This is a genomic window from Rhodococcus sp. OS5 (genome assembly GCF_056837585.1).
The window spans coordinates 1,483,527-1,510,081 of the sequence record NZ_CM166368.1 but is presented as its reverse complement, the minus strand read 5'-3'; the positions used below and the strand labels follow the sequence as shown (position 1 = coordinate 1,510,081).

The window sequence follows — 26,555 nt, the reverse complement described above, 5'->3', positions numbered from 1 at the left end:
GTGCCCGCTACGCCTTTCTGCCACAGGACCGCCTCGCCGACGGTCGGAGTTATGCAGGCTACATACCGGTCGTTACCCTGACATGGTCATTGCTGCATAAGACCGAAGGGTTACCCGTGCCGGACTCGAAAGACGACAACTCGAAAAAGAGCGCAGCACCGAAGGGTGCGCCCGAGAAGTCGGCCCCGACCGAACCTGCGACTGTGGCGATCCAGAAGACAGACAAGGCCTCGAAAGCGGACGGCGACGCCAAAACTGCCAGCGCACCAACCGTCGCGATCCCCAAGGCAACTGAGGCAACCACAGCAGCACCGACACCCCAGCCCAAGCCGGAGCCTGCCACCGTCGCGATTCCGAAAGCCGCGCAGCCGACACCACCACCCCGGCAGGCTCCGACCCCACCACCACCGCAGCGCGCTGCGCCTCAACCGCAGCAGCGCGCCGCGCCTCAACGTGTGGGTGTCGCAGCGACCCCACCGCCGGCTCAGCCGATGCCGACTCGCATCGAGCCCGCCGCGCCGGAGAAGACCAAGCGCAGCGGCAAGGGCTGGTACATCGCGGCAGCAGCGGCCGGCGTCGCCGTCCTCGCGGCGATCGGCGTCGCCGTATTCGTCTCGTCCAACAGCGGTAGCGGTGAAAGCTCACCCGAAGCTCAGGTCCAGACCGCCATCTCGACGTACGTCGACGCTCTGCAGACCGGCGATCTGGCAACGCTGCGAACGTCGACCTGTGGGGCGTTGGGCGAGTACTACCGCACCATTCCCGACGCAGCGTTCGCGCAGGTCCACGACAATGCCGTCGCGCAGAAGACGATCCCGCAGGTCGGAGCCGTCGACGCGGTGCGCATCACCGACGACACCGCGATCGCTCAGGTCCAGGCGAGTTTGCCGAGCACGGGCGAGCAGTCGTGGCGCACGTTCGACCTCGAGCGCCAGGACGGCACGTGGAAGGTCTGCGATCCCAGCAAGTAGGTACCTGAACAGAAAATGCGCGCCGGCGAGAATTTCGCCGGCGCGCATTTTGTTCTGTGAAGCGCAGTTGTGAAACCGATCAGCCTGCCGACACCGAGCGTCCGGCCGACTTCAGGTCGTTGCACGCCTCGACGACGCGAGCCGTCATGCCGGCTTCGGCCTTCTTGAGGTAGCTGCGCGGGTCGTATGCCTTCTTGTTTCCGACCTCGCCGTCGACCTTGAGGACGCCGTCGTAGTTGGTGAAGAAGTGTCCGGCGATCGGACGGGAGAACGCGTACTGGGTGTCGGTGTCGACGTTCATCTTGACGACGCCGAAGTTCAGCGAGTCCTCGATCTCCGACTTCAACGATCCCGATCCACCGTGGAAGACGAAGTCGAAGGGCTGCGAACCGGAAGCCAGGCCGAGCTTGGCAGCGGCGACCTTCTGGCCCTCTTCGAGAACCTCGGGCTTGAGCTTGACGTTGCCCGGCTTGTAGACGCCGTGGACGTTGCCGAAGGTGGCGGCAAGGAGGTACTTGCCCTGTTCGCCGATGCCCAGAGCATCGACCGTCTTCTCGAAGTCTTCGCTCGAGGTGTAGAGCTTGTCGTTGATCTCGGCTTCGACGCCGTCTTCTTCACCGCCGACGACACCGATCTCGACCTCGAGGATGATGCGTGCAGCCTTCGAGAGGGCGAGCAGTTCCTTGGCGATGGCCAGGTTCTCGTCGATCGGGATAGCCGAGCCGTCCCACATGTGCGACTGGAACAGCGGGTTACGACCGGCGTCGACGCGCTCCTGCGAGATCGCGAGCAGCGGACGCACGTAGGTGTCCAGCTTGTCCTTCGGGCAGTGATCGGTGTGCAGCGCGATGGTGACGTCGTACTTTGCCGCGATCACGTGTGCGAACTCGGCGAGCGCAACAGCGCCGGTGACCATGTCCTTGACGCCCAAACCGGAACCGAACTCGGCGCCGCCCGTCGAGAACTGGATGATGCCGTCACTGCCGGCGTCCGCGAAGCCCTTGATGGCTGCGTTGATGGATTCGGAGCCGACACAGTTGATGGCGGGGAAGGCAAAGGAATGCTCCTTGGCCCGACCAAGCATCTCGGCATAGACCTCGGGAGTTGCGATAGGCACGGCGGGAGTCCTCCATATACGTGTCGTTCGGAGCGCTCGGCGATGTGAAAGCGCTTCGTGTGGTCCTAGCAGTATGGCAAGTCCGACTCGTCACGTCTCTTTGCGGTCTCGGCCCGCCGCCACCGACGCGATGACCTGCGGTGGTGGGAAACACTCAGATTCGGCCGGTACTCTGGCCACCGTGAATGTGCAGGCAGCAACTGAATCCGTGACGAACCTGGCCTTGCTGCCCGGCTTCCTCGATCCCGTGAACCTCTTGAATTCCTTCGGAACGTGGGTTCTGGTGGGATTGCTTCTGGTGGTCTTCATCGAATCAGGCCTGCTGTTTCCGCTCTTGCCCGGCGATTCGCTCCTCTTCACCGCAGGGCTGATCGCGGCGTCCAAGTCCACCGAGATCGAACCGTTCGCGCCGCTGTGGGTGCTCCTGGTGACCATTCCGATCGCCGCGATTCTGGGTGACCAAGTCGGGTTCTACATCGGCACCAAGGGCGGAACTGCCCTGTTCAAGACGGACGACGCGCGGTTCTTCAAGAAGAAGTACATCGACGAGTCACACGCCTTCTTCGAAAAGCACGGCCCGATCACCATTATCCTGGCTCGGTTCGTGCCGATCGTGCGTACTTTTGCTCCGGTTGTCGCCGGCGCTTCGAAGATGAAGTACTCACTGTTCCTGACGTACAACATCGTCGGCGGCATCCTGTGGGGTGCCGGCGTGACTTTGCTCGGCTACCTCCTGGGGCAGATCGAATTCATCCGCGACAATGTCGACTACATCTTCATCTTGATCGTCCTGGTGTCGGTTCTGCCGATCGTCTTCGAAATCGGGAAGCGAATTCTGGCGTCGAGACGTGGTGAAACGGCGAATACTTCCACTACGGACAATTCGACGGTGACAGTCCCCGAAGACCCCACCCCCTGATTGCAGAACGAGGCGAAGAACTGACGACGATGACGCTCGCATCCGGCAGTTTCTCCCCGCTCGAGACTGCCGGGCCTCTGTTGGTCTGGATCATCGTCGTCACGTTCGTCTTCATCGAGTGCGCGATCATCCTCGGGTTGTTTCTCCCCGGTGATTCGCTTCTGATCACAGCCGGAATCGTTCTCGCCGGCCACGAATCCGGCGCGGGCCACGTGTGGGCGTTGTCTGTCGGTGCGATGATCGCGGCCATTGCCGGCAACCAGGTCGGGTACGTCATCGGCCACCGGACCGGCAATCACATCAAAGCCCGTAAGGGCGGCAAGTACTTCACCGAGAAGAACCTGCACCGCGTGAACATCCTGTTGGAAAAACACGGGTTCTGGGCGGTCCTGATTGCTCGCTGGGTTCCGTGGGTGCGCACCCTGTGCCCGATGGTCGCGGGCGCAGCCAAGATGAACCACACGCGCTACACCATCGCGAGCACCATCGGCGCGATCATCTGGGCGCCCGTGCTCCTGCTACTCGGTTTCTACGGTGGCTCGTTCCTCGATCGCGTGCCGTGGTTGCTGCCCGCCGTGCTGATCGTGATGATGGTCAGCTTGGTCATCGGTACTGCGCTGGGAATCTGGCAGTACCGCAAGGAGATGGCCCGACCGGCCGAAGACGTCGAGGTCGAAGAAGTCCTCGACTAGAAGCTGACTGCTCAGTGCAGGTGGCCCTGGTCCCACGCCGGCAGCGGGTCCTCGTAGCGAGTCCATGCCCGCGGCCCTTCGCGTAGTTCGTCATCGGTCAGCAGAGCCGGATCGAGGATTCGTGACGGCGCCGCCGGGTCCAGTTTCACTCCGATGAACACGATCTCCTGCCCTGGCACCTCCGCCGCCGACGCCCACAGTTGAGCCGGTTCGATGACGAGGTTGGGGCCTGCCTGCGACCAGATCGCGGCGAACTCGGGCCGACTGGCGATCCAGCAGAATCCCTTGCTCCGCAGGAGTCCGGCGAACTGACCGAGCGCGGCCTCGAGTCGCGCCGGATGAAAGGGTCGCGAGGCGCGGTATGTGACGCTGCGTATTCCGTATTCCTCGGTTTCCGGGGTGTGCCCACCGGCCAGTTCCTCGTCCCAACCGGGTACCTGCGCAGCAAGTTCCGGGTTGTAGAGACCGGTTTCGAGGACACGGTCGAGGGTGACTTTGCCGTGATCTGTTCGAATCAGTTGAGCGGTGGGGTTGAGCCTACGAAGCGTCGCCTCGACGGTTCCTGCCGCCCGCGGGCTCACCAGGTCGGTTTTGTTCAGCAAGATGACGTCGGCGAACTCCACCTGATCGACCAGGAGATCGGAGATGCTGCGTCCGTCCCCCTCCCCTGCTTCGAGGTTGCGCTCGTCCAGTCGTTCGCCTTTTGCCAGCTCGCCGAGGAAGGTCGACGCGTCCACCACGGTCACCATGGTGTCGAGCTTCGCGAGCGAGCCGAGGCTGAAACCGTCCTCGAATTCCCAGTCGAAGGTGGCCGCCACCGGCATCGGTTCGGAGATGCCGGTGGATTCGATCACCAACTGATCGAACCGTCCTTCTCGCGCGAGAGCGCCGACGGCGTCGATCAGATCCTCACGCAGCGTGCAGCAGATGCATCCGTTGGTCAGCTCGACCAACTTCTCTTCCGTGCGGTCGAGATGACCCTGGCCCGCGACGAGGGCCGCGTCGATGTTGATCTCGCTCATGTCGTTGACGATGACGGCGACCCTCCGGCCATCGCGATTGGCGAGAATGTGGTTGAGGAGTGTGGTCTTGCCTGCGCCCAGAAATCCGGACAGCACGGTTACCGGTAGCTGCTTCATTCCTTAATGGTAACCATTGTCATTATCGACAACAGCGGGCGGGCCTACTGCACTGCAGATGCACTACCCGAGAACTGGCTCTCGGGCCTCGGCAAACCGAAATGATCACGAAGGGTCGTACCCGTGTATTCAGTCCGGAAAAGACCGCGATCCTGCAGGATCGGGACCACACGCTCGGTGAAGATCTCGAGCCCACCCGGGTAGTACGGCGGCATGACGTTGAAGCCGTCAGCAGCACCGCTGGTGAACCATTCCTCGATCGTGTCAGCCACCTGCTCGGCGGTTCCGGCAAACACCCGGTGTCCGCGCGCACCCGCCAAACGATGAAGCAGTCCCCGAACCGTCGGACGCTCACGCTCGACGATGCCGGCGATCACCTGCAATCTACTTTGCTTGTTGTCGGTGACATCACCTGCCGCCGCGAACAATTCGACGGGAACCGGTGCATCCAGTTCCAGATTCCGAACATCGGTCCCGGTGAGTGCACCGAGTTGCGCGAGCCCGTACTCCGGCGAAGTCAACTCGTTGAATTCTCGCTCGAGCGCCTTGGCTTGTTCCTCGGTGTCACCGATGAACGGGCTGATTCCCGGCAGAATCTTGACATGATCGGGGTTGCGCCCGAACTGCGCAGCCCTCGACTTGATGTCGGTGTAGAACGCCTGCGCATCGGAAAGTCTCTGGTGCGCTGTGAAAATCGCCTCCGCATACTGACCGGCAAACGCGCGACCGTCGTTGGACGCACCGGCCTGCACCAGCACCGGGTATCCCTGCGGAGTTCGCGGTGCGTTGAACGGTCCCCGCACCCGCAGATGCCGGCCGACGTAGTTGATCTCGTGAATCTTGTTTCTGTCCGCGTAGATTCCGTTCTCCCGGTCCAGACTGATCGCGTCGTCCTCCCAGCTGTCCCACAACCGCACCACCGCGTCGACGAATTCCCGTGCGCGCGAATACCGGTCCCCGTGATCCGGGTGCTTGGCCAGCCCGAAGTTGGCTGCCGCCAGATCCGTACCCGTGGTGACGATGTTCCACCCCGCGCGTCCGTTCGAGATGTGGTCGAGCGAGGCGAACAGCCGAGCCAGGTTGTACGGCTCGTAGTACGTGGTCGACGCCGTCGCGATCAATCCAATTCGCTCGGTCGCCACTGCAATGGCCGTCAACAAGGTGATCGGCTCCAATGTCCCTGCGGGACCGTGCTCGACGTCGCTGCGCAACGCGGGACCGTCGGCGAAGAAGATTCCGTCGAACTTCGCCGCCTCAGCAGTGCGAGCGATCTCCTGGAAATACGTGACGTCGAACAGACGTTCCGGGGTTGTCCACGGATGACGCCACGCCGCTTCGTGATGACCGGCGGGGTGGATGAACGCGTTGAGGCTCAGTTGGCGCGGAGAATCAGACATGCCTGAATGCTGGCAACTGCCGCCGCAGTCCGACAGGGTTAGGGTTCGCGTGATTCCAACTCAGGGTGGGCAGGTCGGTATCGTCACATGGGTGAGCCGCGTAGTCGTAGCCGAGTTCGTACCGTCCGGAGCGACAGCAACTGTTCTTCATCAGTGGTGTGAGGTGTTCGCCGAAGGCCAACGTCACCTGTCCGGGACTGCGCCGACAGCGACTGCGCTGATGGAAATGATCGAGGCCGAAGACAATTCGGCCGATGTACGGCGTTGGATTGCACGCGACGCCGGCACCGACGAGGTCCTCGGCATCGCCCAGGCACGACGCAACTCGGCCGAAGCCGATCTCGCAGAGTTTCGGATGTACGTGACACCCCACGCGCAGCGACGAGGGGTAGGACGAGCGCTTGCCGAACTCGTCGAAGTCGACATCGCCGGGTTCGGCGTGCGAAGAATCAGAGTGACGGCGCTCGTCGGAAGCGCAGCCGAGCATTTCCTGCGATCGTTCGACGGTCACCGCGTGTTGCTTCGGTTGGCCAACCAGGTTCAGCACCTCAGCCCTCCCACCGCACACAGCACCCGCCCCGGCTATCGAATCGTCAGTTGGCGCAACCGAACCCCGGACGAGCTGATCCACTCCTTCTCGGAGGCATTGAACCGACTCCTCGACGCGCCGGGCGCTGAACTGCAGGTGCCCGAACGTAATTGGGGAGCCGACGAGGTCAGATCGTGGGAACAGAAGATGACGGGTGGCTCTCAAGTACTCCTGGTGTGCTGCGCGGTCGACGACAGCGTCGGCGAAGTAGCCGCAGCGACAGTGGTGACGGTGGACGAACATGACAGCACCCACGCATCGCAGCACGACACCGTGGTACTTCCCCAGCACCGCGGACACGGTCTCGCTCAGTGGGTCAAGGAGCAACAAGCGTCTGTGTTGGCAGCTGAATTTCCCTCCGTGCGAAAGATTTACACAACGGTGAACGCGGAGAATCACCCGATGCTGACCGTCAATCGGAGCCTGGGATACCAGACCGTCGCGGAGCGGATCCTGGTGGAAATCAGGAGAGCCGAGAGTGCGCAGCACAAGCCTCGGTGACGATCTTCCTCCACAGGAGCGGGTGAGACTGCCAGAAGTTGTGCGCGACACCGTCGACGACCTCGAAACTACCGTTAGGCACGAGCTCGGCCAGTTGCTGCAACGGCCACGACGGGCGAATGTCGTCGGCCGCCGCGAGAAATGTCATGGGCACTGGTGAGTCGGCCAACTGCCGAAACAGCTGTGGTTCATGGATCCATTCGATGAACGATTCTTGAAGCGATTGCCAGACAACAGGTTCCCAAGGTATCTGCGGGTCCGGCTCGATTCCCGCTTCGTACTGCTTCGACCATGTCCGGTCCTTGTGGAGGCCGTGCCCCGCGATGCCGACGACGCCGGACACCGATTCCGGACAGTCGAGTGCGTACCGCACCGCCAAGTCGGATCCCCACGAGTGCCCCAGCACGACCCAGCTGTCGATCTCGAACGTGCGTCGGACGAGTTCGAGGTCCGCAACGGCCTGCGCCATCGTATGAGCGCCGCCACCGGACCGGCCGACTCCGCGTGGCTCAGGGCACCACGCGCGCATTCCTTCCGGAACCAGCTCGTCGTGAGCAAGATAGTGAACGCATCCCGGGCCGCCGGAGAGAACCAGAACGTCCGCCCCTGCCCCACCGACATCGATGTGAAGACGTACGCCGTCCGTGTCGACCGCGTGACCGGATTCCATGAGGGAAAAGCCTAACGCTTACGCGGGTATCCAGCCGCCGAGACGACAAATGCCGCCTCCATGAGCATCCACCCACCTACCTGCACCGAGAGGTCTCGCTCGGGCACGCTCGACGAGCGCACGGTTCCGGCGGCGAAGGTGGCGATGTCGCCGGACAGACTCGGCAACTGAGCATCCTTGGTCCAGTCGTGCCCGAACAGCGGCAGGCCTTCGATCTGCAGTCTGTTGTTCCAGGCAGCTTCCGCGGAGGAGAGAACGATCTGCGCTGCGAGTTCGCGCGCTCGCAGGTCCTCGTGCGTCTCCCAGGACAGGTTCACCACCACGAACGCGAGGTAGCGAGCCAGGATTGCGTTGAACAGTCCGCCGTCGCCTCCGCCACCGCCCGTGATGACTCCGTACTCGGTCATTCCGTCGTACACGGCGTCGACGAGTTTGTGTACTCGCTCGCGGTGGCGCGGTTCGCCCAATCGCGTCGACAACTCGGTTTCCAACCCCAGCGTGACGCCTTGACAGTACGAGTAGATCGCGCGCTCGAGGGTGCCGTCGCGGCGGATACCGTCGAAGATCAGTCCGGAGTCCGGATCCCGCAGTGTCTCGTCGATCCAGTCGGCCGTTGCCTGCGCACGCCAGAGTTTTCCGGTGCGCGCCAGCATGATTCCGGCGGGTCCGTTTGCCGGTGTGTTGTAGAAATCGGAGCCTTTGCACCACGGAATACCGCCGCCGTCGGCCGGGGACCACGAATCGAAGAGTTGCGATTCGAGCGCCTGAACCGCGGTTCGGTGATCGACCGAGAACATGCGTTGCGCACGTTCGAGCGAGAGGCCCAGCCACGCCATGTCGTCGTAGTAGTTGTTGGTCCACGCCGAGACGTTGCGGACCCGCACACTGCGGGCAACCTTCGCGACCCGGCGACGACGCTTGGGGGTCGGGTCACGTTCGAGTGCGTCGATCGCAGTATCGAGCAGGTGCGCTTGCCACCAGTAGTGCCACGGCTTGAACATCCGCTCGCGTCGAACAGCAGGCCAGGCAACCACGCCGAGTGCTGTCCGGGGCATTCCCCACAGGCGCCGAAGGTGACGACTGACTATCGCGCCCTCAGCCGCATCGGCCCGCTCTGCCCACACTTCCTGCATAACTACCTATCCTGTCTGGTCGAGGCGCTACACGCTAGCCGGAATTCGCGAGCGAGATCAGCGGGAATCGGCGAGATCGGCATGCTCACGTACCCACGCGTGCATCGCGATGCCGGCCGCGACACCGGCGTTGATGCTGCGAGTCGAACCGAATTGTGCGATCGAGACCGTCATGGACGCAACCTCTTTCGCATGATCGGTCACTCCGGGGCCTTCTTGACCGAACAGCAGGATGCACTCCCGCGGCAGGCTTGCCGTTTCCAGCGGCACCGACCCCGGGGTGTTGTCGACGGCCACGATCGTGAGTGAATTCTCACGGGCGTACTCGACGAGTTCGCCGATGTCTGCGTGGTGAACGATGTGTTGGTATCGATCGGTCACCATGGCGCCCCGCCGATTCCAGCGCCGACGCCCCACGATGTGGACCGCGGCCGCGGCAAACGCGTTGGCCGTGCGGACCACCGTGCCGATGTTGGCGTCGTGCGCGAAGTTCTCGATGGCGACATGCATCGTGTGACGGCGCGAGTCGATATCCGCGACTATCGCTTCCCGCGTCCAGTACCGATACTCGTCCAAGACGTTTCGACGATCACCCTCGGCCAGAAGTACCGGGTCGAAGCGCGCGTCGGTCGGCGGTTCCGTGTCGTGCTCCTCGGCCCAGGGTCCGACGCCGTTGGGGTTCTCGCCCCACTCGGTGGGTCCCGGTTCACCGGCTCCGCCGGACACCTCGTCGGCTGCGACTTCGGTCATCAGAACACCTCGTTGGAATCTGCAGCCACGGTGAAGCCGTGCGTGGTCTGATCGTTGACACACGAGACGTCTGTCGCGGTGGTCGTACAGGTGAAACCCAGTTTGCTCAGCGGTTGACCGGCCGCCAACACCGGATCGGCGTCGGGGCCGCCAGAGGTGTACACCTCTCCGCCCGAACACATGAAAGCACCCTCACCCTCGTCGGTGACGCGAATACCGTTGCCCCAGTTGACCATGCAGCTCTCCGGCCGCGGCGGAACGGGAGTGGTCGTTCCCTCGCACCCGGCTTCGATTCTGGTGGGCAACTTGATGATGCCGCACTGGAAGTTTCCGTCGGGAGTGGTGAAGTAGTACGACTCGTTGCGCTCGAACTGCACGTCCGTGAGTGTCGTCGTCGGTGGCAGCGTCGTGGTCGGTGGTTCGGTGGTCGTGGGGACGACGGGCGCGACGGTGGTGGTTGTCGTCGGCACTGCGGTAGTGGTGGACGAACTGGGCTGCGCCGCTACGGTCGGCGCTGAATCCGCCTCCCCGCCGCACCCTGCGAGCACTAGCGCCGACCCGACGCCCAACAAGACGAACCCCACCCGAACACGAACCACCCGACTACCTCCACACACGTCATCTTGGCCCAGCAACAGCCGACAGTGCACTCTATCGTGTGGTCGACTAAGTGCTGGTGACGCGCTTGTTCATCAGCCGTGAGAGCCACGCGGGCGAGAACCGCGACGCGCTGAGGAAGAGCTTCGCCTGAGTTCCGACCGGGTAGTGAACCTTGTGCATCCGTCCGGCGCCGCGTGTGGCCGCCCACAGTTCCTGCGCGACGTCGGTTGCAGTCAGCTTGATACCCAACGATCTGGTGGCTCCGGTGTCCATTCCAGTGACCATCGCGGTCTGGACGAACAACGGCCAGAGCGCGAGAACACGGATGTCGTGCTGTGCCCATTCCAGATCGAGCGCCTCGGTCAGGCCGCGGATCGCGAACTTGGTTGCACCGTACGTCGCCAGTTCGGGCTGGCCGTAGATCGCCGAAGCGGAGCACAGATTGACCACCTGAGCGCCGACGGTATCGCGGAGGTACGGGAAAGCCGTGTGCGTGCCGTTGAGGGTGCCGGTGATGTTGATGTCGACCATTCGGCGATGCGCCGCAAGAGAAATATCCTCGAACCGTCCCGACGAGAGCACGCCCGCATTGTTGATCAGGATGTCCAGACGCCCGGACTCCCCGGCAAAATCGGCCAGACACTGCGCCCACCCCGCCGGATCGGTGACATCCAGGACACCCGTCACGACACTGCCGCCGAAACCGTCGATCTCGGCCTTCAAGGAGGCAAGGCCGGCGTCGTCGATGTCGAACGCGCCGACGCGGTATCCGTTGCGCGCGAACAACAGCGACGTCTCCCGCCCGATTCCAGCCGCAGCACCGGTGATGAAGACGTTCGGTTCGCTCATCCGGTCAGGCTATCCTGGATGTGGAGGAAATCTGATGAATCACCGTCGCGTCGTACACACCGTGTGTTTCATCGCGGTGGGGTATCTGATCGTGCTCGCCGTGTGGCTCGGATGGCTGGTCGAGCACACCCCACCTGGCACGCTGCCCTATCAGATCGGCGGGCTGCTCGCCGCTTTCGGCTCGGTTCTCGGATTCGGAATGGCATGGGCCAACCGCCCGACCCGCGCCGAGCGCAAACTCGAAAAGCACGGCCTCGAAGGGTGGGCACGAATCGACACCGTCACACCCCTGCGCCGAACCGTCGACGGCGAATTGGCCAAGCTCGCACTCCACCTCACGGTTCCAGGTTCCGATTCGTACTCGGGCCGGATCGAGTACGAGATCCGACCCGAGTACAAAGACAAGATCACTCCCGGATCCACGGTCACCGTCATGGTGGACCCGAAGAACCGAGACCGAATCATGCTGTGCCCGTGAAGGACTAGACGCTCTTCTTGCGTCCCAGCGCCAACATGCCCTCCACCAGCATCAGCTGCGCTCCCGCGTACGACGCCAGGATCACTCCCTCGGTAGCAGCGCGGCCGGCAGTCCCGCGGATGAACAGACGACGCACCACGATCAGTCCGTCCGATGCGGTGAAGAGCACTCCGCCCAATCCGAGCCAGGAGCGTCGATCCTTGTTCGGGACGACCACGTCGAGCACGGCGTTGGACTGCGGTGCCAGAGCGGGGTCTGCCGACAACGTCGAGGTGGTTCCCAACATCAATCCATATCCGGTGAGCGGCGTCGACACGCTCGGGGCCTTGGCACGGAGCAGTCCGGACGCCGTCGACCAACCGCTGATGCGGGGCCGCAGGGCAGCGCGGGTCGGCCGAGCGCCGCGGCGCAGCAGGAGCGCCGAGTAACTGGCCTGCATCACCGCGAACGAGGACGCGCCCTTGATCAGACGAGCATCGTTGTCCGGGTCGATCATGAACACGTCGCCGACAGTTGCAGCGGCGAGACCGGCCAGAAGCAGTGCGGTATCGGCAGTTTCCGTCTCCGAGCGCTTGCGCAGCACTCGGGCGGCCAGAGCGGGTGCGATCAACGGCTTCGCGATCTGCTGAACCCGCTCGTTACCGACTACTGCCCCGACCACTGTCGCTGCCGTCGCCGCCGCAAAAACTGCGTGCTCGATGCCCCACTTGCCCGCCATCACAATCCTCCTGTTGGTTACACGTCCAACAGCGACCGTACTGGGTCACTCAGGCGGCATCGCCGGATTTGACGTCCGCGCCGTAGACATCGACGTATTCCTGCCCCGACTGGTCACAGAGCACTGCCATCAATTCGTCCGTCGCCGCACGCACGACGGCCTGGTAGCCACGAAGTTCGCGGTACCGAGAGAAGTCGATCGGCTCCCCTACCGTGATCCGGACCTTGCTGAAGCGCCACATCCGCGTACCCGGCGGGTTGACTGCGTCGCCGCCGTGTACGACGACGGGAATGACCGGCGCCCCGGTTTCCAAGGCAACTCGAATCGCTCCGGTCTTTCCCTTGTACAGGCAACCGTCGGGTGATCGTGTTCCCTCGGGGTAGATCCCCCAGACACCACCCTTGTCGAGAATCCCGATGGCCGTGTCCAACGCCGCACGGGAGGCGTCGGCGCCGCTACGGTCGATCGGCACCTGACCGGCCCCACCGAAGAACCAGCGCTGCATCGCGCCCTTCACACCGGTCCCGGTGAAATATTCACTCTTCGCGACGAAGGTGATGCGTCGGCGCACCATGAGAACCAGGAAGAACGAGTCGACGACTGCCCGATGGTTGCCGGCGAGAATCACCGGCCCTTTCTTGGGGATGTGGTGCTGACCCTCGATCGTCGGCCGCCCGAACAGCCAGAGGACCGGGCCGATCAGGACGTATTTGAACAGCCAATAGAGCACAGGGCATCACCTTTTCCGTCTATTAGACAGTGTCTACGACGAGAATAGTAGACACTGTCTTCCATGACTGTCAGCAGCCTTCGCGAAACACTCGTCGCCGTCGGCGTCGAGATTCTCGATGCCGACGGCGCCACAGAACTGACGCTACGGGAGATAGCGCGTCGGGCGGGCGTGTCGCACGGCGCCCCGCGGAGATACTTTCCGACCCACAACAGCCTGCTAGCCGCAATTGCCTCACACGGCCTGCGCGATCTCGCCGACAGACTCGATCCCGTCCTCGCCGGCAAACAACCCGCTCGTAGCCGATTGATCTCGGCAGCAATCGAATACGTGTCATTCGCCCAGGAGCGACCGGCGATGTTCGAGTTGATGTTTCGCCACGACCTCCTCGAGGGCGCAGGCAGCAACCTCCGAGAGTCTTCTCTCCCACTCTTCGCCGCCCTGCAATCCCTGACCGAAGAGGCCGACGCCTCCGATCCCACCACATCTGCGTTGAACATCTGGACCGGAACCCACGGCATCGCAGTGCTGGCGGCAAATCGAAGCCTCACACTCGTCGCACCCGACCTCGATGTGCCGTCGCTGGTAGCCACCGCCGTGACGGACCACCTTCCACGGACTCGTTGATTTACATAGTTAACCTATGCAATAATATTCTTCGTGACAGACGAAGAACAGCAACTGCACGAACTACTCGTCGACCTCGTGAGCAATACGCACCGCTTCGCGAAGCTGGCAGGCTCCTTCGCGTCCGATCAGTACCCACGTGCCTGGCTGCGCGCACTCTCGTTACTCGAGGAATACGGCGAAATGCGGATCAGCGACTTCGCTCGACTCGACAGAAGCTCGCAGCCCTCTGCCACTGCACTACTGCGCAAACTCGGCGAGAACGGTTACGTCGAACGCCGCGCCGACCCCGAGGACGCCCGGGCAGTTCGAGTGGCCATGACGGACAAGGGACGAAAGATCTTGAACGACGGTCGAAACGAGATCGCCGACGCTCTAGTCCCCCACTTCGTCGAACTCGGGCCCGAGCAGATCAAGAAACTGGCCGACGGATTGGCCGAATTGCGGTCCATCATCAAGACTTCCGATCCCAGCTGAAACACCCACCACTGAAAAAGGAGGTGGCCGTGAGCAACACGACCGCGACATCAACGCACCAGAACGAGGCTCCGCCGAGCCTCCTGAAACAACCGAAAGCGGTGTGGGCGGTAGCCTTTGCCAGCGTCATCGCCTTCATGGGCATCGGATTGGTCGATCCGATCCTCAAGCCGATCGGCGAACAACTCGACGCCACACCGTCGCAGGTTTCGCTCCTGTTCACCAGCTACATGCTCGTCACCGGCGTGGCCATGCTCATCACCGGTGTGGTGTCCAGCCGCATCGGCGCCAAGAAAACACTTCTTGCAGGCCTTGCCATCATCATCGTGTTCGCTTCTCTGGCAGGCGCTTCCAGCACCATCGGCCAGATCGTCGGATTCCGTGCGGGCTGGGGACTCGGCAATGCACTGTTCATCGCAACGGCACTCGCGGCAATCGTCGGCGCGGCCAGCGGCGGCGTGGCACGGGCGATCATCCTGTACGAGGCTGCACTGGGCATCGGTATCGCAGTCGGCCCGTTGGTCGGCGGAGTTCTCGGTGACATCAGCTGGCGCGCACCGTTCTTCGGCGTCGCAGCCCTGATGGCGGTCGCCTTCATTCTCATCGTCGTGATGCTTCCGAGCGCACCCAAGCCCGAACACCACACGTCCATCGCTGCGCCCTTCCAGGCGTTGCGGCACCGCGGGCTACTCACCGTTGCCATCACCGCGCTGCTCTACAACTACGGATTCTTCACGCTGCTCGCGTACACGCCGTTCCCCCTCGACATGGGGGCGTACCCGATCGGATTCATCTTCTTCGGTTGGGGCCTGATGCTGGCGATCTCGTCGGTTTTCCTCGCCCCTCGCCTGCAACGACGCTTCGGCACCCTGCCGATGATGATGCTGGCACTGACCCTGTTCGCACTCGACCTGGGCATGATGGCGCTCTTCACCGAGAACAAGATCGTCTTGATCGTCGGTGTCGTCCTCGCCGGTTTGTTCCTCGGCGTGAACAACACACTCATCACCGAAACCGTCATGATCTCGGCACCCGTGGAGCGGTCGACCGCCTCGGCTGCTTACAGCTTCGTTCGATTCGTCGGCGGCGCCGCTGCTCCGTGGGTAGCCGGCAAGCTCGGCGAGTCCAACGTCCACATGCCGTTCTGGGTCGGCGCGGTGCTCACCCTCGCCGCCGTATTCGTCCTGTCTAGCGGACGTAAGGTTCTCGCTCACGTCGACGACCACGATCCCGCGCCGCACAGCGTCGACGAAGCACTCGCCGTCACCGTAGGCGACTGACCCCTGTGAGTGGTTGAGGAGTGCAGGGACTCCTTCACCACTCACGGGGCGTCAGCTCAGGTTCAGATCTTCCAGGCCCAGCAGCGAGCGGTACTCGACGCCCTCGGCACCGATCACCGCATCCGCACCCGTGGCGCGATCTACGACCGTAGCGACTCCGACCACGGTGGCCCCTGCCTCGCGCAGGGCCTTCACTGCTGTCAACGGCGAATTGCCCGTCGTGGTCGTGTCCTCGACAACCAGGACACGCTTGCCGACGATGTCCGGGCCCTCGATCTGGCGCTGCATCCCGTGGGCCTTCGCGGCCTTGCGGACGACAAACGCATCGATCGGTCGGCCGGGAGCGTGCATCACCGCCATGGCAACCGGGTCGGCGCCCATCGTCAAACCGCCGACGGCGTCGAAATCCCAGTCCGCGACCAGTTCACGCAGCAGCGAGCCGATCAGCGGCGCTGCCTTGTGGTGAAGTGTCGCGCGGCGAAGGTCGACGTAGTAATCGGCTTCCTTGCCCGAGGACAACGTCACCTTTCCGTGTACAACAGCCAATTCGCGCACCAGCGCAGCCAAATCCTCACGATCGCTCATGAGTGCTCAGCCTACCGACCACTGCCTTGTGTTCGGCTTCTGCCTCTGGGCTACGTCCGGCTTCCGCCTCTGGGCTACGTCCGGCTTCCGCCTCTGGGCTACGTCCGCCCGCGGCCACGTCCGACGATGTTGGTCAGCCGGCGAACCAGCCCCTTGGGAACGAGACGCCCGGCCGTCGTGAGGACCTTGTACTGGAATCCCGGAATACTGATGACCTTGTCGTCACCGAGATCCTTCATCGACGCCGCAACCACCTGGTCGACGCTCAGCCACATCGGCTTGGGGATCGTGGACATCTCGATGCCCGCGCGCTCGTGGAACTCGGTGCGAATGAAGCCCGGGCACAGCGCCTGCACGCGCACTCCCGTCCCGGCCAACCCGCCGGACAGCCCTTCGGTGAACGAGATGACATAGGCCTTGCTTGCCGAATACGTCGAACCCCGCCCGGACAGCAGGCCCGCGACGCTCGCCACGTTGACAATCGTTCCGTGCGCCGACGCGATCATGCTGGGCAGCGCCGCACGGGTCAGCCGCATCACGGCGGTGACGTTGACGTCGAGTTGAGACTGAAGAAGCGCCGGATCGGCGGTCCAGAACTCGCCGGAGGTACCGAATCCGGCGTTGTTCACCAACACCTCGACGCCCTTCTCCAAACGAAGCGCGACCGTGTCGCGTCCGGCCTCCGATGCGAGATCGGCAACCAGAATCTCCGACTCGGTGCCGAACATCGTCTTCAACTCGGACGCGAGGTCGTGCAATCTGACCTCGTCACGTGCGACGAGAACCAGGTCGTATCCGAGGGAGGCGTATTTCTTGGCGAAACCGGCGCCGAGACCAGAGGTGGGTCCGGTCACCAGGGCAACGGGACGCACAGGGCGATCCGAGTGGGAAGTCGACATACCGGCCACGCTAGTGGTTATCGCGCCTGGACGGGAACCTTAAAGGTCAGTCGACCGGGCGAATTGTGCCCGAGCGCTGCGACGCCGGGCGCTGAGCCGGCTTGTCAGCCGCCTCGGGCTTGCGCAGCGATTGATCCGGACGTGGCGCAGATTCCCGCGGTGCGGGCTCACGCGGTGCGGACTCACGCGGGGCAAATTCACGCGGCGGAGCGTCACGGGGCGGCTGCTCTTGACGCGAACGGGGCTGTTCTACCGGATCCGGAGTTGGGCGAGACTTCTCGGCGCCCGGCCGCGGGCGGCTCGGATCGTGATCGACCTCGAGTTCGTTGGGATCGGTGACGGGAGGCAGGACATGCAGAATGCCGGACAGGCGCGCAACCGACTCGATTGCCGCGTCCCAGTCCCGGCCGTTACTGGTCACCGGAAGCGAACCGAGCGTCCACTGCCCTTCGCTCCACAGCATGCTGATCGACGGCGGAACCGATTCGGTGAACGCCACCATGCGCTGATCACAGACACGACGTGCGATCTCGAGATCGGTCGCGAAGACGACTCGTGAACCAATCGCACCCAACAGGTTCAGGTCGCCGTCCTTGGGCGGAGCCGTCGACTTCAACCGAAGATCGATGTCGACGTCCGACCCGATCTCGCGGCGAACAGCCACGATGGTTGCGGTCTCCTCCAGGTCGAACAGCACGAACTGCTCTCCGCGACGGCGGCCGCGGACGACGTCGGTAGCAGTGAGGTAGTCCTGCTTGGCCATGACCGCGCGGTGCCATTCGCCTGCCAGCTGATCGTCAGTGGCCGTGTACGTGTAACCCTGCGCCTTGGCCCAGATCTGACGCACTCGCCCGGATTGATCTCGCCTCGTCCTGTCGACGTACAGAAGCGCACCCGCGCCTGCGAGTGCAATTGCTGCCAGTCCGAACCACATTCCAGTCATCACCCTCCAGGGTAGCGACTCGCGGCCTCAACCTCCCGCGACACCCTGGTGGACTCGCCCGATGTGTCGTGAACGACTCAGTTGCCGAACTTCGGCAGCGACGTACTCAGAATCGTGTTGGCGGTCATCGTGCCGTTCTCCACCGGCGTGCCGTCGACGACGATGTTGTCTCCCGGTTGCAGATCGGCGATGGTGGCGCGGTTGAGCGCGATGAGCGTGGTGTCCGCGGTGGTCAGAATCGTCACCTGCGAACCCCCGATCGAATCGATGACCAACGTGCCGCCGTCGTTCGACTTCACGGTGCCGACGGCTCCCCCGGCGTCACCGATGACTTCGCCGAGCCCGCCTGGAAGCTGGCTGAGCGGAGAATCCGTCGTCGGAGTCGGCGCCGTGGTGCTGGCCTTCGGCGGTGTCGTGGTCGGCGCCTGCGTCGTGGTGGTCGGGGGAACGAAAGCGGTCTGGGTGCCCTTGTCGTTCGAGCCGAACGCCGAGAACGCGATGATCGCGATCACGGCGACCAGGATCCCGACCACACCGGCGGCCACCCACGTCGCGAGCTTGCGCTTCTTACCGCCGCCCGACGATCCATCGTCGATGAACGGCTGTTCCGGCGGAACTCCACCGCCACCACCGGCAACCGGATACTGATGTGTATTTCCGTACTGCTGCGTGTTCCCGTACTGATCCGGGTTCCCGTACTGCTGAGCGGTGTACGGCGGATAGGCCTGCGTCGCACCAGGCGGCGGCGCCTGCGGATCGAACTGCGGGTTGTAGGCAGGGAACGCCTGAGTGGGATTCGGCTGCTGCCCCTGCTGCCCCAAGTACTCCGTGTTCTGATCCGGTCCGCCGTAGGGATACTGCTGTGCCCCCGGATACTGCTGTGCCCCCGGCTGCTGACCGAAAAACTCCGTCGGCTGGTTCGGATTCTGGCCGGACACCGTCCCGTACTGCTCCGTCGGCTGGTCGGGCGTACGCCCCCACACCTCGGTCGCCTCGGGATCCTCACGGCGCGGCCCACCCGAGTTACGCGGATCGTTCTGATCGGTCATGCCTGGCTCACCTTCGGTTGGGACGAAAGAGCGTCGAAGTCGTTCGGAGAGGCGCGGGTGCACTCGTCCCCGGTTCGAGCATCCAGCCATCCAGGGTAGAACAAAATGCGAATGCCCCGCCGATCCAAGTGGATCGACGGGGCATTCCGCTTACGGAATCAGGAGAGAACCAACTGATCCGCGTCCTCGCTGACACCGACGTGCACGGTGTCGCCGTCCTGGACCTTGCCGGCCAGGAGCAGCTTGGCGAGCTGGTCGCCGATCGACTGCTGAACGAGTCGACGCAATGGCCGAGCGCCGTACAGCGGGTCGTAGCCGCGCACTGCGAGCCACATCCGAGCCGCACCGTTCACCTCGAGGGTGAGACGACGCGCAGCCAGACGCTTCTGCAACTGCTCGAGCTGGATGTCCACGATGTGCTCCAACTGCTCCTCGGAGAGCGAGTCGAAGATGACCACGTCGTCGAGACGGTTGATGAACTCCGGCTTGAACGCGTGGCGTACCGCATCCATGACCTGCTCCCGCGTGCCACCGGATCCCAGGTTGGAGGTCAGGATCAAGATGGTGTTGCGGAAGTCCACCGTGCGGCCTTGACCGTCGGTCAGTCGGCCTTCGTCGAGTACTGCGAGCAAGACGTCGAACACGTCGGGGTGTGCCTTCTCGACCTCGTCGAAGAGGACCACCGAGTACGGGCGTCGTCGAACTGCTTCGGTGAGCTGGCCACCGGCTTCGTAGCCGACGTATCCCGGAGGAGCACCGACGAGTCGGGCCACCGAGTGCTTCTCACCGTATTCGCTCATGTCGATGCGGATCATCGCGCGCTCGTCGTCGAAGAGGAAGTCCGCCAAGGCTTTGGCGAGCTCCGTCTTGCCGACGCCGGTCGGGCCGAGGAACAGGAACGAACCGGTGGGCCGATTGGGGTCGGCGACACCTGCTCGGGCGCGGCGAACCGCATCCGAGACGGCGACGACGGCGTCGGTCTGGCCGACGACACGCTTGCCGAGTTCGGACTCCATGCGGAGCAGCTTCTCGGTTTCGCCTTCCATCATCCGGCCGGCGGGGATTCCGGTCCAGGCTGCGACCACGTCTGCGACGTCGTCGGGCCCGACCTCTTCCTTGAGCATCACGTCACCGTCGGAGGCAGCTCCGGAAGCGGCTGCTGCCTCTTCCAGTTCCTTCTCGAGCGCCGGGATACGGCCGTAGCGCAACTCGGCTGCCTTGCCCAGATCGCCGTCACGCTCAGCGCGTTCGGACTCTCCTCGCAGGGTTTCGAGCTGTTCCTTCAGCACGCGCACCGAGTCGATGGCCTGCTTTTCGTTCTGCCAGCGGGTGCTGAGCTGATTGAGCTTTTCGCGGTCGTCCGCGAGTTCCTGACGCAGCTTCTCGAGCCGAGCCTTGGACGCGTCGTCGGTTTCCTTCTCGAGTGCCACTTCTTCGATTTCGAGTCGGCGAACCGTGCGTTCCACCTCGTCGATCTCGACGGGACGCGAGTCGATCTCCATACGAAGTCGCGATGCGGCTTCGTCCACGAGGTCGATGGCCTTGTCCGGCAGGAACCGCGACGTGATGTAGCGGTCCGACAGCGCGGCAGCCGCCACCAACGCGGAGTCGGTGATGCGCACGCCGTGGTGCACCTCGTAGCGCTCCTTGAGGCCGCGCAGGATACCGATGGTGTCCTCGACCGAGGGCTCACCGACGAGCACCTGCTGGAAACGACGCTCGAGTGCTGCGTCCTTCTCGATGTACTTGCGGTACTCCTCGAGTGTGGTCGCACCGACCAGCCGCAGCTCACCACGGGCGAGCATCGGCTTGATCATGTTGCCTGCGTCCATCGCGGATTCACCGGTGGCTCCGGCGCCGACGATGGTGTGCAACTCGTCGATGAAGGTGATGACCTGTCCGGCACTGTTCTTGATGTCGTCGAGGACAGCCTTGAGGCGTTCTTCGAATTCACCGCGGAACTTGGCACCGGCGACCATGGACCCGAGATCCAGGGACACGACGGTCTTGCCTCGCAGCGATTCCGGGACGTCACCCGCGACGATGCGTTGGGCAAGGCCCTCCACGATCGCGGTCTTGCCGACGCCGGGCTCACCGATGAGTACCGGGTTGTTCTTGGTACGACGCGAGAGCACCTGCACGACACGGCGAATCTCGGTGTCGCGACCGATCACCGGGTCGAGCTTGCCGCTACGTGCAGCTTCGGTGAGGTCGGTGGAGTACTTTTCCAGCGCTTGGTAGGTGCCTTCGGGCTCCGGGCTGGTGACGCGAGCGCTACCGCGGACGGTGGTGAAGGCTTCACGCAATGCGTCCTGGGTGGCGCCGTGCCGTACGAGCAACTGTGCGACGTCGGAGTCGCCGCCGGCCAGTCCGTAGAGGACGTGCTCGGTGGAGACGTATTCGTCGTCCATCTCGGTGGCGAGGTGCTGAGCAGCAGTGAGTGCCGCGAGTGCCTCACGCCCGAGTTGCGGGGTGGAGCTTGCGCCGGTTGTCTTGGGTAGGCGATCGACGATTGCCTGTGCTTCACGGTGTACGACCGTGGGGTCGACGCCTACAGCTTTGAGTAGTGGGGCAGCGATGCCGTCGGTCTGGTCGAGCAATGCGACCAGCAGATGGGCAGGCCGGATATCGGGGTTACCCGCCGACGACGCCGACTGCAGTGCAGCCGTCATCGCAGCCTGGGTCTTGGTTGTTGGTGTGAACGAGTCCACTTGTCACCTTTCTGGCGAAGTCGAACGGGAAGAGCCGCGACCGGTTGGTATTGCGACTGTGTCAATATGCTCAACGCGGACAAACTTGAGTCTATTCCGCTCAAGTTTGTTTTCGCCAGGCCGAGTTGGTTTCGTAGGTCACATTTTCAGCCGTACTAGAATTGTGGCGAGAGTTGCAGCTGGTGCGAAAGGGGGATGGATTGGATCCGACAGTGATCGCCCGTCTGCAATCCAGCCTCGATTCTCTGACCGACGACGAAGAGAGCCGTGCGCACTTCTCGGCAGTGTTCTACACCGGCCTCTTTGCGGAACATCCTCTGTACCGCTCATTGTTCCCCGCCGGGATGGAATCGCAGGGCCACCGTTTCTTCAGAGCCATCGAGTTCGTCGTGAAGAATCTGCCCCAGCATCGCCGAATCCGGAAGTTCCTCACCCAACTCGGCCGCGACCACCGTCGCTACGGCGTCGAGCGTGAGCACTACGAGGCCGCCGGCGTCGCTCTGAAGCGTGCGGTTCGGTCGATGTACGGCACGAGCGCGCACAGCCGCTACAAGTGGACGCCGGAGCTGGACGAGGCCTGGTCTCAGTTCACCGACCTCGTCGTCGGCACGATGGCCGACGGCGCCGAATCCGATACGACCCCGGCGCTCTGGGGCGCAACCGTGGTCAGCCACGAACGAGTCCTCGACGATCTGGCGATTGTGCGCCTCGAAGCCGACCCACCCATTCCGTACGGAGCGGGGCAATACGTAGGTGTTCAGATTCCCCAGCGCCCGAAAATGTGGCGGTACTACTCACCGGCGATTCCGACCAACCCTTTCGGTCAGCTCGAGTTCCACATCCGCAAGGTGTCGGGAGGATGGGTCAGCCCCGCGATCGTCAGCGAGACCAACGTCGGTGACCGCTGGGTCATGTCCACTCCCCTCGGCGGTCTCGAGGTCGACTTCACCAGCGACCGTGACGTTCTCATGATCGGGTCCGGCACCGGTATCGCTCCACTGCGGGCACAGGTGATGGAAATGTCTCAACGCGCGCACAACCCGCGCGTGCACCTGTTCGTCGGCGGCCGCTATCCCTGCGATCTGTACGACCTCGAAACCCTCTGGCACATCTCGCTCAGCAACCCGTGGTTGACCGTCGTACCGGTTTCCGAAGAACCCGAAAACCCTTGGTGGCACAACGGACCGGTGCTCGAACCACCGTTCGGAATGCACAGCCGGCTGATCGGACCGATCGGAAAAGTGGTCGCGCAGTTCGGTTCGTGGGCCGACCGTCAGGTGCAGATCTCGGGGTCACCGTCGATGATCAAGACAACCGTCTACGCCTTGCGTGCCGGCGGAACTCCGCTCGACCAGATCCGGCACGACCCGCTCTACTGACTACAGGAGAACTTTCATGGCCCAGCGAACCTGGTCGAGCACAGTCGTCGAACATCACCGTCTCCGTGAGGATCTGGCGGTTGTTCGTCTTGTCGGCGACGTCGTCCCGTTCCGACCGGGCCAGTACGTCGACGTCAGCATCCCGCAGAATTCGCGGTTGCTCCGTCGACTCTCCCCCGCACTGCCTCCCTCACACGACGGGAAGTTGGAGTTTCACGTCAAGACGGTTCCCGGTGGTTGGGTCAGCGGTTCGATAGTCAAGGACACCCAGCCTGGTGACGTCTGGCAGATCCTCGACCCGCGCGGCAACCTGTCCGTCGACGAGAACGGCCCCACCGTCATCATGGTCGCGGGCGGAACCGGTTTGGCCCCACTCCGGTCGATCATTCTCGATCTGGCTCAGACCCCGAACCCGCCGCAGGTGTACCTCTTCTTCGGTGGCCGAACGCTTCGTGATCTCTACGCTGCGGACATGCTGTGGCTGCTCGCCGACCAGTTTCCGTGGTTGCAGCCCATTCCTGTCGTCGAAGATCTCTCCGACGGCGGCCCGCCCGACGGATGGTTCGACCGGTTGAACGTCGACATCGGATTCGGCGACGATCATCTCATCGAAGGCACGCTCGCCGATGTCGTCGCGTCGTACGGTGCATTCACCGAACATCAGGTCCTGGTGTGCGGATCGGCGGCCATGGTTCGGTCGACGCGTGATCGATTGATCGAGGCCGGAACGCCGGCCGAGGTCATTCAGTTCGATCCGTACTGACGGTCAGTACGTCGGGTCGTTGCGAACGGTGTCGACGTCGATGCCCACTGCGCGAAGCCTGAATTTGGTGCTGTTGACCATGGATTCGCTGCCTACGACCTGAATGTCGTAGCCCGCCCAGTCCCCGAACGAGGTCACGACCTTACCGACCTTGCCGACGATGCGCCGCTTCATGCCGATCGGCGGCAGTGGCTCCACTTCGGTGTGCCACCACGGATTCTCGTCTTCTTCGGAGACCGGGATGATCGTGAGCCACGGGTACTTCTCTGCCAGCTTCCACAGATGCGGAAGGTCGTAGAGATCGCACGGATGCTGTCCGGAGTAGAACAGTTGGACCTTGCGGGTGTTGCCGCGTCGGATCAGCTCGAGTATCTGAGCGCGCAGCGGAGCCACTCCGGTTCCCGACGCGATCATCAAAAGGTCCTTGGAGTTCTCCGGAATCCCCAAGGCGCCGATGGGCGAACCGACCACCCAGGTGTCTCCGACAGCGGTCTGGTTCACCATGACCGGGCTGACCCACCCGCCGGTGACCTGGCGGATGTGGAACTCGAGGATTCCGGTCCCGTCGTACGGCGTGGCCGGAGAGAGGTAGCGCCACATCCGTGGCCTCGCGGCGACCTGCACGCTGACGTACTGACCGGCGCGGTACTCCATCGTCTGGTCGAGTTGCAGCCGCACGACGGCGACGCCCTTGATGACCGGGCGGCATTCGATGACCGTGGCACTCCACGCGGGCGGACCGCCTTCCGCGTTGGCGGCGTCCATCATCGCTGCCGAGATGATCGCGAGCGCGTTGCGCCACGCGCTGTCGACCTCGTCTGTCCACATTTCGGCGCCACCGAAAGTCTCGAGTGCTTCGATCAGGGCATTGCCGACTGCCGTGTAGTGCTCGTCGGTGACGCCGTACTTACGGTGATCGCGGCCGAGCTGCGCGAGGTACTCGAGTATCGCGTCGGACTCGTCGAGGCGTTCGACGACGTGAGCGATAGCGCTGACAAGCCGGTCACGCTGCACATCCATCGCTGCCGGAAAGAACTCCCGGGTTTCGGGCGATCGAGCGAACAGGATCGAATAGAAGGTACGGGCGAGCCGTTCCGGACCATCTTCTACCGCAGCGACGGATTTGAAGCTCGACCGGACCAGAGAGATTGCTTGCGAATCCACGCTCATCCTCGTCCCGACTAGACGCGGCAAGACCCGCCGCGGAATTTCGTCTGCAGCTTATGTCACAAATGTCTGACTCGTAAATCATTCTGGACAAGTGTCACAATGCGACCCCATTTCGCGGTGTGACCGTCCCTTTCTTATTCTTGCGTGCAAGATAAACAAGAGCTTCGACACTCTCGATCGCCGAGCTAACGTTCAGCGAAATCTCAACCAGCCAAACAGGAGTCGTGCCGTGGATTTTGTTCGACAGGACGAATTGCCCACCGATAGCGGGCTTACGTCCCAGATCGCCTCCACTACCCCGACGCTGACCGAGCTTCAACGTCGGGAACTCGAGTGCGTCGAATTTTTCGACTCTCCGGAACTGGGACACCTCCCGACGTCTCGGCGGCGTGAGGCCTTGCGTGAACTCCATCGGACCGGCACCTACACGCACACAGCGGAGGAATTGCTCGTCGGCGCCAAACTCGCGTGGCGAAACCACGCCAGGTGCGTCGGTCGCGCGCATTGGCGGACCCTCAAACTCATCGACGCGCGCGATGCCGTCACGGCTTCCGCTCTCGCCGAAGCATGCTGGGAGCACCTGCGACTGTCGACCAACGGCGGCGCTCTGCAGTCGGTCGTGACGGTCGGACCACTCCCCCGCGAGGACGGTCAGGAGTACCGAATCCTCAGCCCGCAACTGATCCGCTACGCCGGCTACCGGCAGCCTGACGGCACCATTCTGGGCGACCCGTGGCACGTCGATCTGACTGCTCAGGTCACCGCGATGGGGTGGAAGGGCGCCGGTACGCCGTTCGACGTTCTCCCCGTACTGATTTCGGTTCCCGACGAACCCCTGCAGTACTTCGACGTCCCGACCGACCTGGTTCTCGAGGTCGAGATCGAGCATCCCGAATACAGCTGGTTCGCTGATCTGGGGCTTAAATGGCATGCCGTCCCTGCGGTCTCGGACATGAACCTCGACATCGGCGGAATCGTTTATCCCTGCACGCCGTTCAGTGGTTGGTACGTCAGCACCGAGGTAGGCGCACGCAACTTCAGCGACACCGATCGCTACAACATGTTGCCCACCATCGGAGCGATGATGGAGCTCGACATGAGCCACGACCGCACGCTCTGGAAGGACCGCGCACTGGTCGAACTGAACCGTGCAGTTATCCACAGCTACCGCAAGGCCGGCGTCATCATGGTCGACCATCACACTGTCGCAAAGCAATTCATCGATCACATCGCGCGTGAGGACAAGGCCGGGCGCAAGTGCCCGACCGACTGGTCATGGGTGAACCCGCCCATGTCCAGCTCGCTCACGCCGACGTTCCACCGCCTGTACGACGAGCCCGATCTCGACATCCGGCCCAATTTCGTGACAAAAAAGAAGAAGGGCACCGACCAAGGCCGGTGCCCCTTCCACAACTGATC

At 63.3% G+C, this 26,555-nt stretch carries 27 protein-coding genes; 11 read left to right on the top strand and 16 right to left on the bottom strand.

Annotated features, from left to right (window positions below):
• The first annotated feature begins 116 nt into the window (after positions 1-116).
• Positions 117-971 carry an Rv0361 family membrane protein gene (locus tag ACVZUB_RS07040; RefSeq protein ID WP_083059794.1) on the top strand — a complete coding sequence of 285 codons (855 nt, stop codon included), beginning with the start codon at positions 117-119 and terminating at the stop codon, positions 969-971.
• Between the two features lie 79 nt (positions 972-1,050).
• On the opposite strand, the gene fbaA is transcribed toward ACVZUB_RS07040, so the two are convergent.
• Positions 1,051-2,088, bottom strand: coding sequence for a class II fructose-bisphosphate aldolase (fbaA, locus tag ACVZUB_RS07035; protein ID WP_007726777.1), 1,038 nt, complete (start codon positions 2,086-2,088; stop codon positions 1,051-1,053).
• Between the two features lie 181 nt (positions 2,089-2,269).
• Here fbaA and ACVZUB_RS07030 point away from each other — a divergent pair, with 181 nt between their 5' ends.
• Together ACVZUB_RS07030 and ACVZUB_RS07025 are read left to right on the top strand one after the other, a co-directional pair.
• On the top strand, positions 2,270-3,007 hold the full coding sequence (locus ACVZUB_RS07030) for a VTT domain-containing protein (protein ID WP_277921643.1): 738 nt from the start codon (positions 2,270-2,272) through the stop codon (positions 3,005-3,007).
• A 29-nt stretch (positions 3,008-3,036) separates the two neighbouring features.
• Positions 3,037-3,699: a DedA family protein gene (locus ACVZUB_RS07025; RefSeq protein ID WP_003944306.1), complete on the top strand. Its 663-nt coding sequence runs from the start codon at positions 3,037-3,039 to the stop codon at positions 3,697-3,699.
• Positions 3,700-3,710: 11 nt separating this feature from the next.
• Here ACVZUB_RS07025 and ACVZUB_RS07020 read toward each other — a convergent pair whose 3' ends face one another.
• A complete protein-coding gene (locus ACVZUB_RS07020; RefSeq protein WP_054187136.1) occupies positions 3,711-4,838 on the bottom strand; it encodes a GTP-binding protein in 1,128 nt (375 codons plus the stop codon).
• A gap of 44 nt (positions 4,839-4,882) precedes the next feature.
• On the bottom strand, positions 4,883-6,235 hold the full coding sequence (locus ACVZUB_RS07015) for an LLM class flavin-dependent oxidoreductase (RefSeq protein WP_007726771.1): 1,353 nt from the start codon (positions 6,233-6,235) through the stop codon (positions 4,883-4,885).
• Between the two features lie 91 nt (positions 6,236-6,326).
• Here ACVZUB_RS07015 and ACVZUB_RS07010 point away from each other — a divergent pair, with 91 nt between their 5' ends.
• Positions 6,327-7,325 carry a GNAT family N-acetyltransferase gene (locus ACVZUB_RS07010; protein ID WP_231915013.1) on the top strand — a complete coding sequence of 333 codons (999 nt, stop codon included), beginning with the start codon at positions 6,327-6,329 and terminating at the stop codon, positions 7,323-7,325.
• On the opposite strand, the gene ACVZUB_RS07005 is transcribed toward ACVZUB_RS07010, so the two are convergent.
• From ACVZUB_RS07005 to ACVZUB_RS06985, 5 genes are all read right to left on the bottom strand, one after another.
• Positions 7,288-7,995 (bottom strand): alpha/beta fold hydrolase, encoded by a 708-nt coding sequence (locus tag ACVZUB_RS07005; protein ID WP_047269488.1) that lies wholly within the window; start codon positions 7,993-7,995, stop codon positions 7,288-7,290. The genes ACVZUB_RS07010 and ACVZUB_RS07005 overlap by 38 nt on opposite strands.
• An 11-nt stretch (positions 7,996-8,006) precedes the next feature.
• Positions 8,007-9,128 carry a glycoside hydrolase family 76 protein gene (locus ACVZUB_RS07000; RefSeq protein WP_003944321.1) on the bottom strand — a complete coding sequence of 374 codons (1,122 nt, stop codon included), beginning with the start codon at positions 9,126-9,128 and terminating at the stop codon, positions 8,007-8,009.
• 57 nt (positions 9,129-9,185) lie between these two features.
• Complete coding sequence (locus ACVZUB_RS06995) at positions 9,186-9,878, bottom strand: TrmH family RNA methyltransferase (protein WP_482628264.1); 693 nt, start codon at positions 9,876-9,878, stop codon at positions 9,186-9,188.
• Complete coding sequence (locus tag ACVZUB_RS06990) at positions 9,878-10,477, bottom strand: DUF6636 domain-containing protein (RefSeq protein ID WP_064074646.1); 600 nt, start codon at positions 10,475-10,477, stop codon at positions 9,878-9,880. The genes ACVZUB_RS06995 and ACVZUB_RS06990 overlap by 1 nt, the downstream gene beginning before the upstream one ends.
• A gap of 67 nt (positions 10,478-10,544) precedes the next feature.
• The gene (locus ACVZUB_RS06985; RefSeq protein WP_003944309.1) at positions 10,545-11,327 is read right to left on the bottom strand and encodes an SDR family oxidoreductase; all 783 of its coding nucleotides are present in this window, start codon (positions 11,325-11,327) and stop codon (positions 10,545-10,547) included.
• Positions 11,328-11,361: 34 nt separating this feature from the next.
• Between ACVZUB_RS06985 and ACVZUB_RS06980 the strand changes: the two genes are divergently transcribed.
• Positions 11,362-11,805 (top strand): hypothetical protein, encoded by a 444-nt coding sequence (locus tag ACVZUB_RS06980; protein WP_007726759.1) that lies wholly within the window; start codon positions 11,362-11,364, stop codon positions 11,803-11,805.
• A gap of 4 nt (positions 11,806-11,809) precedes the next feature.
• On the opposite strand, the gene ACVZUB_RS06975 is transcribed toward ACVZUB_RS06980, so the two are convergent.
• Both ACVZUB_RS06975 and ACVZUB_RS06970 read right to left on the bottom strand, forming a co-directional pair.
• Positions 11,810-12,523, bottom strand: a complete 714-nt coding sequence (locus ACVZUB_RS06975; RefSeq protein ID WP_482628263.1) for a lysoplasmalogenase — start codon at positions 12,521-12,523, stop codon at positions 11,810-11,812.
• A gap of 49 nt (positions 12,524-12,572) precedes the next feature.
• A complete protein-coding gene (locus ACVZUB_RS06970) occupies positions 12,573-13,253 on the bottom strand; it encodes a lysophospholipid acyltransferase family protein (protein WP_003944312.1) in 681 nt (226 codons plus the stop codon).
• 63 nt (positions 13,254-13,316) lie between these two features.
• On the opposite strand from ACVZUB_RS06970, the gene ACVZUB_RS06965 reads away from it, so the two are divergent.
• From ACVZUB_RS06965 to ACVZUB_RS06955, 3 genes are read left to right on the top strand one after another with little or no spacing between them, the layout of a single operon-like run.
• Positions 13,317-13,880, top strand: coding sequence for a TetR/AcrR family transcriptional regulator (locus tag ACVZUB_RS06965; protein ID WP_482628262.1), 564 nt, complete (start codon positions 13,317-13,319; stop codon positions 13,878-13,880).
• A 33-nt stretch (positions 13,881-13,913) separates the two neighbouring features.
• Positions 13,914-14,357 (top strand): MarR family winged helix-turn-helix transcriptional regulator, encoded by a 444-nt coding sequence (locus ACVZUB_RS06960; protein WP_003944339.1) that lies wholly within the window; start codon positions 13,914-13,916, stop codon positions 14,355-14,357.
• Between the two features lie 23 nt (positions 14,358-14,380).
• Entirely contained in the window at positions 14,381-15,637 is a 1,257-nt protein-coding gene (locus tag ACVZUB_RS06955) for an MFS transporter (protein WP_003944384.1), read from the top strand.
• 51 nt (positions 15,638-15,688) lie between these two features.
• Here the strand turns inward: ACVZUB_RS06955 and pyrE are convergent, their stop codons facing one another.
• From pyrE to clpB, 5 genes are all read right to left on the bottom strand, one after another.
• Positions 15,689-16,222, bottom strand: coding sequence for an orotate phosphoribosyltransferase (pyrE, locus tag ACVZUB_RS06950; RefSeq protein ID WP_003944385.1), 534 nt, complete (start codon positions 16,220-16,222; stop codon positions 15,689-15,691).
• 98 nt (positions 16,223-16,320) lie between these two features.
• Positions 16,321-17,121 carry an SDR family NAD(P)-dependent oxidoreductase gene (locus ACVZUB_RS06945; RefSeq protein WP_037131478.1) on the bottom strand — a complete coding sequence of 267 codons (801 nt, stop codon included), beginning with the start codon at positions 17,119-17,121 and terminating at the stop codon, positions 16,321-16,323.
• Positions 17,122-17,167: 46 nt separating this feature from the next.
• Complete coding sequence (locus ACVZUB_RS06940) at positions 17,168-18,055, bottom strand: hypothetical protein (protein WP_003944407.1); 888 nt, start codon at positions 18,053-18,055, stop codon at positions 17,168-17,170.
• 86 nt (positions 18,056-18,141) lie between these two features.
• Positions 18,142-19,113, bottom strand: coding sequence for a hypothetical protein (locus tag ACVZUB_RS06935; protein WP_482628261.1), 972 nt, complete (start codon positions 19,111-19,113; stop codon positions 18,142-18,144).
• 158 nt (positions 19,114-19,271) lie between these two features.
• A complete protein-coding gene (gene clpB / locus ACVZUB_RS06930) occupies positions 19,272-21,824 on the bottom strand; it encodes an ATP-dependent chaperone ClpB (RefSeq protein ID WP_007726750.1) in 2,553 nt (850 codons plus the stop codon).
• A 182-nt stretch (positions 21,825-22,006) separates the two neighbouring features.
• On the opposite strand from clpB, the gene ACVZUB_RS06925 reads away from it, so the two are divergent.
• Both ACVZUB_RS06925 and ACVZUB_RS06920 read left to right on the top strand, forming a co-directional pair.
• Complete coding sequence (locus ACVZUB_RS06925) at positions 22,007-23,203, top strand: FAD-binding oxidoreductase (RefSeq protein ID WP_007726748.1); 1,197 nt, start codon at positions 22,007-22,009, stop codon at positions 23,201-23,203.
• A 16-nt stretch (positions 23,204-23,219) separates the two neighbouring features.
• The gene (locus ACVZUB_RS06920; RefSeq protein WP_209448427.1) at positions 23,220-23,966 is read left to right on the top strand and encodes an FAD-binding oxidoreductase; all 747 of its coding nucleotides are present in this window, start codon (positions 23,220-23,222) and stop codon (positions 23,964-23,966) included.
• 3 nt (positions 23,967-23,969) lie between these two features.
• Here ACVZUB_RS06920 and ACVZUB_RS06915 read toward each other — a convergent pair whose 3' ends face one another.
• On the bottom strand, positions 23,970-25,130 hold the full coding sequence (locus tag ACVZUB_RS06915; protein ID WP_054781177.1) for a globin domain-containing protein: 1,161 nt from the start codon (positions 25,128-25,130) through the stop codon (positions 23,970-23,972).
• A 235-nt stretch (positions 25,131-25,365) separates the two neighbouring features.
• Between ACVZUB_RS06915 and ACVZUB_RS06910 the strand changes: the two genes are divergently transcribed.
• Positions 25,366-26,553, top strand: a complete 1,188-nt coding sequence (locus ACVZUB_RS06910) for a nitric oxide synthase oxygenase (protein WP_042924169.1) — start codon at positions 25,366-25,368, stop codon at positions 26,551-26,553.
• Positions 26,554-26,555 lie beyond the last annotated feature (2 nt).

What these genes read in the sequence shown, in the direction of transcription:
- ACVZUB_RS07025 (WP_003944306.1), top strand. Translation starts at nt 3,037, where the DNA reads ATGACGCTCGCATCCGGCAGTTTCTCCCCGCTCGAGACTGCCGGGCCT.
- ACVZUB_RS07020 (WP_054187136.1), bottom strand. Translation starts at nt 4,838, where the DNA reads ATGAAGCAGCTACCGGTAACCGTGCTGTCCGGATTTCTGGGCGCAGGC.
- ACVZUB_RS07015 (WP_007726771.1), bottom strand. Translation starts at nt 6,235, where the DNA reads ATGTCTGATTCTCCGCGCCAACTGAGCCTCAACGCGTTCATCCACCCC.
- ACVZUB_RS07005 (WP_047269488.1), bottom strand. Translation starts at nt 7,995, where the DNA reads ATGGAATCCGGTCACGCGGTCGACACGGACGGCGTACGTCTTCACATC.
- ACVZUB_RS07000 (WP_003944321.1), bottom strand. Translation starts at nt 9,128, where the DNA reads ATGCAGGAAGTGTGGGCAGAGCGGGCCGATGCGGCTGAGGGCGCGATA.
- ACVZUB_RS06995 (WP_482628264.1), bottom strand. Translation starts at nt 9,878, where the DNA reads ATGACCGAAGTCGCAGCCGACGAGGTGTCCGGCGGAGCCGGTGAACCG.
- ACVZUB_RS06985 (WP_003944309.1), bottom strand. Translation starts at nt 11,327, where the DNA reads ATGAGCGAACCGAACGTCTTCATCACCGGTGCTGCGGCTGGAATCGGG.
- ACVZUB_RS06980 (WP_007726759.1), top strand. Translation starts at nt 11,362, where the DNA reads ATGAATCACCGTCGCGTCGTACACACCGTGTGTTTCATCGCGGTGGGG.
- ACVZUB_RS06975 (WP_482628263.1), bottom strand. Translation starts at nt 12,523, where the DNA reads ATGGCGGGCAAGTGGGGCATCGAGCACGCAGTTTTTGCGGCGGCGACG.
- ACVZUB_RS06965 (WP_482628262.1), top strand. Translation starts at nt 13,317, where the DNA reads ATGACTGTCAGCAGCCTTCGCGAAACACTCGTCGCCGTCGGCGTCGAG.
- pyrE (WP_003944385.1), bottom strand. Translation starts at nt 16,222, where the DNA reads ATGAGCGATCGTGAGGATTTGGCTGCGCTGGTGCGCGAATTGGCTGTT.
- ACVZUB_RS06945 (WP_037131478.1), bottom strand. Translation starts at nt 17,121, where the DNA reads ATGTCGACTTCCCACTCGGATCGCCCTGTGCGTCCCGTTGCCCTGGTG.
- ACVZUB_RS06940 (WP_003944407.1), bottom strand. Translation starts at nt 18,055, where the DNA reads ATGTGGTTCGGACTGGCAGCAATTGCACTCGCAGGCGCGGGTGCGCTT.
- ACVZUB_RS06935 (WP_482628261.1), bottom strand. Translation starts at nt 19,113, where the DNA reads ATGACCGATCAGAACGATCCGCGTAACTCGGGTGGGCCGCGCCGTGAG.
- ACVZUB_RS06920 (WP_209448427.1), top strand. Translation starts at nt 23,220, where the DNA reads ATGGCCCAGCGAACCTGGTCGAGCACAGTCGTCGAACATCACCGTCTC.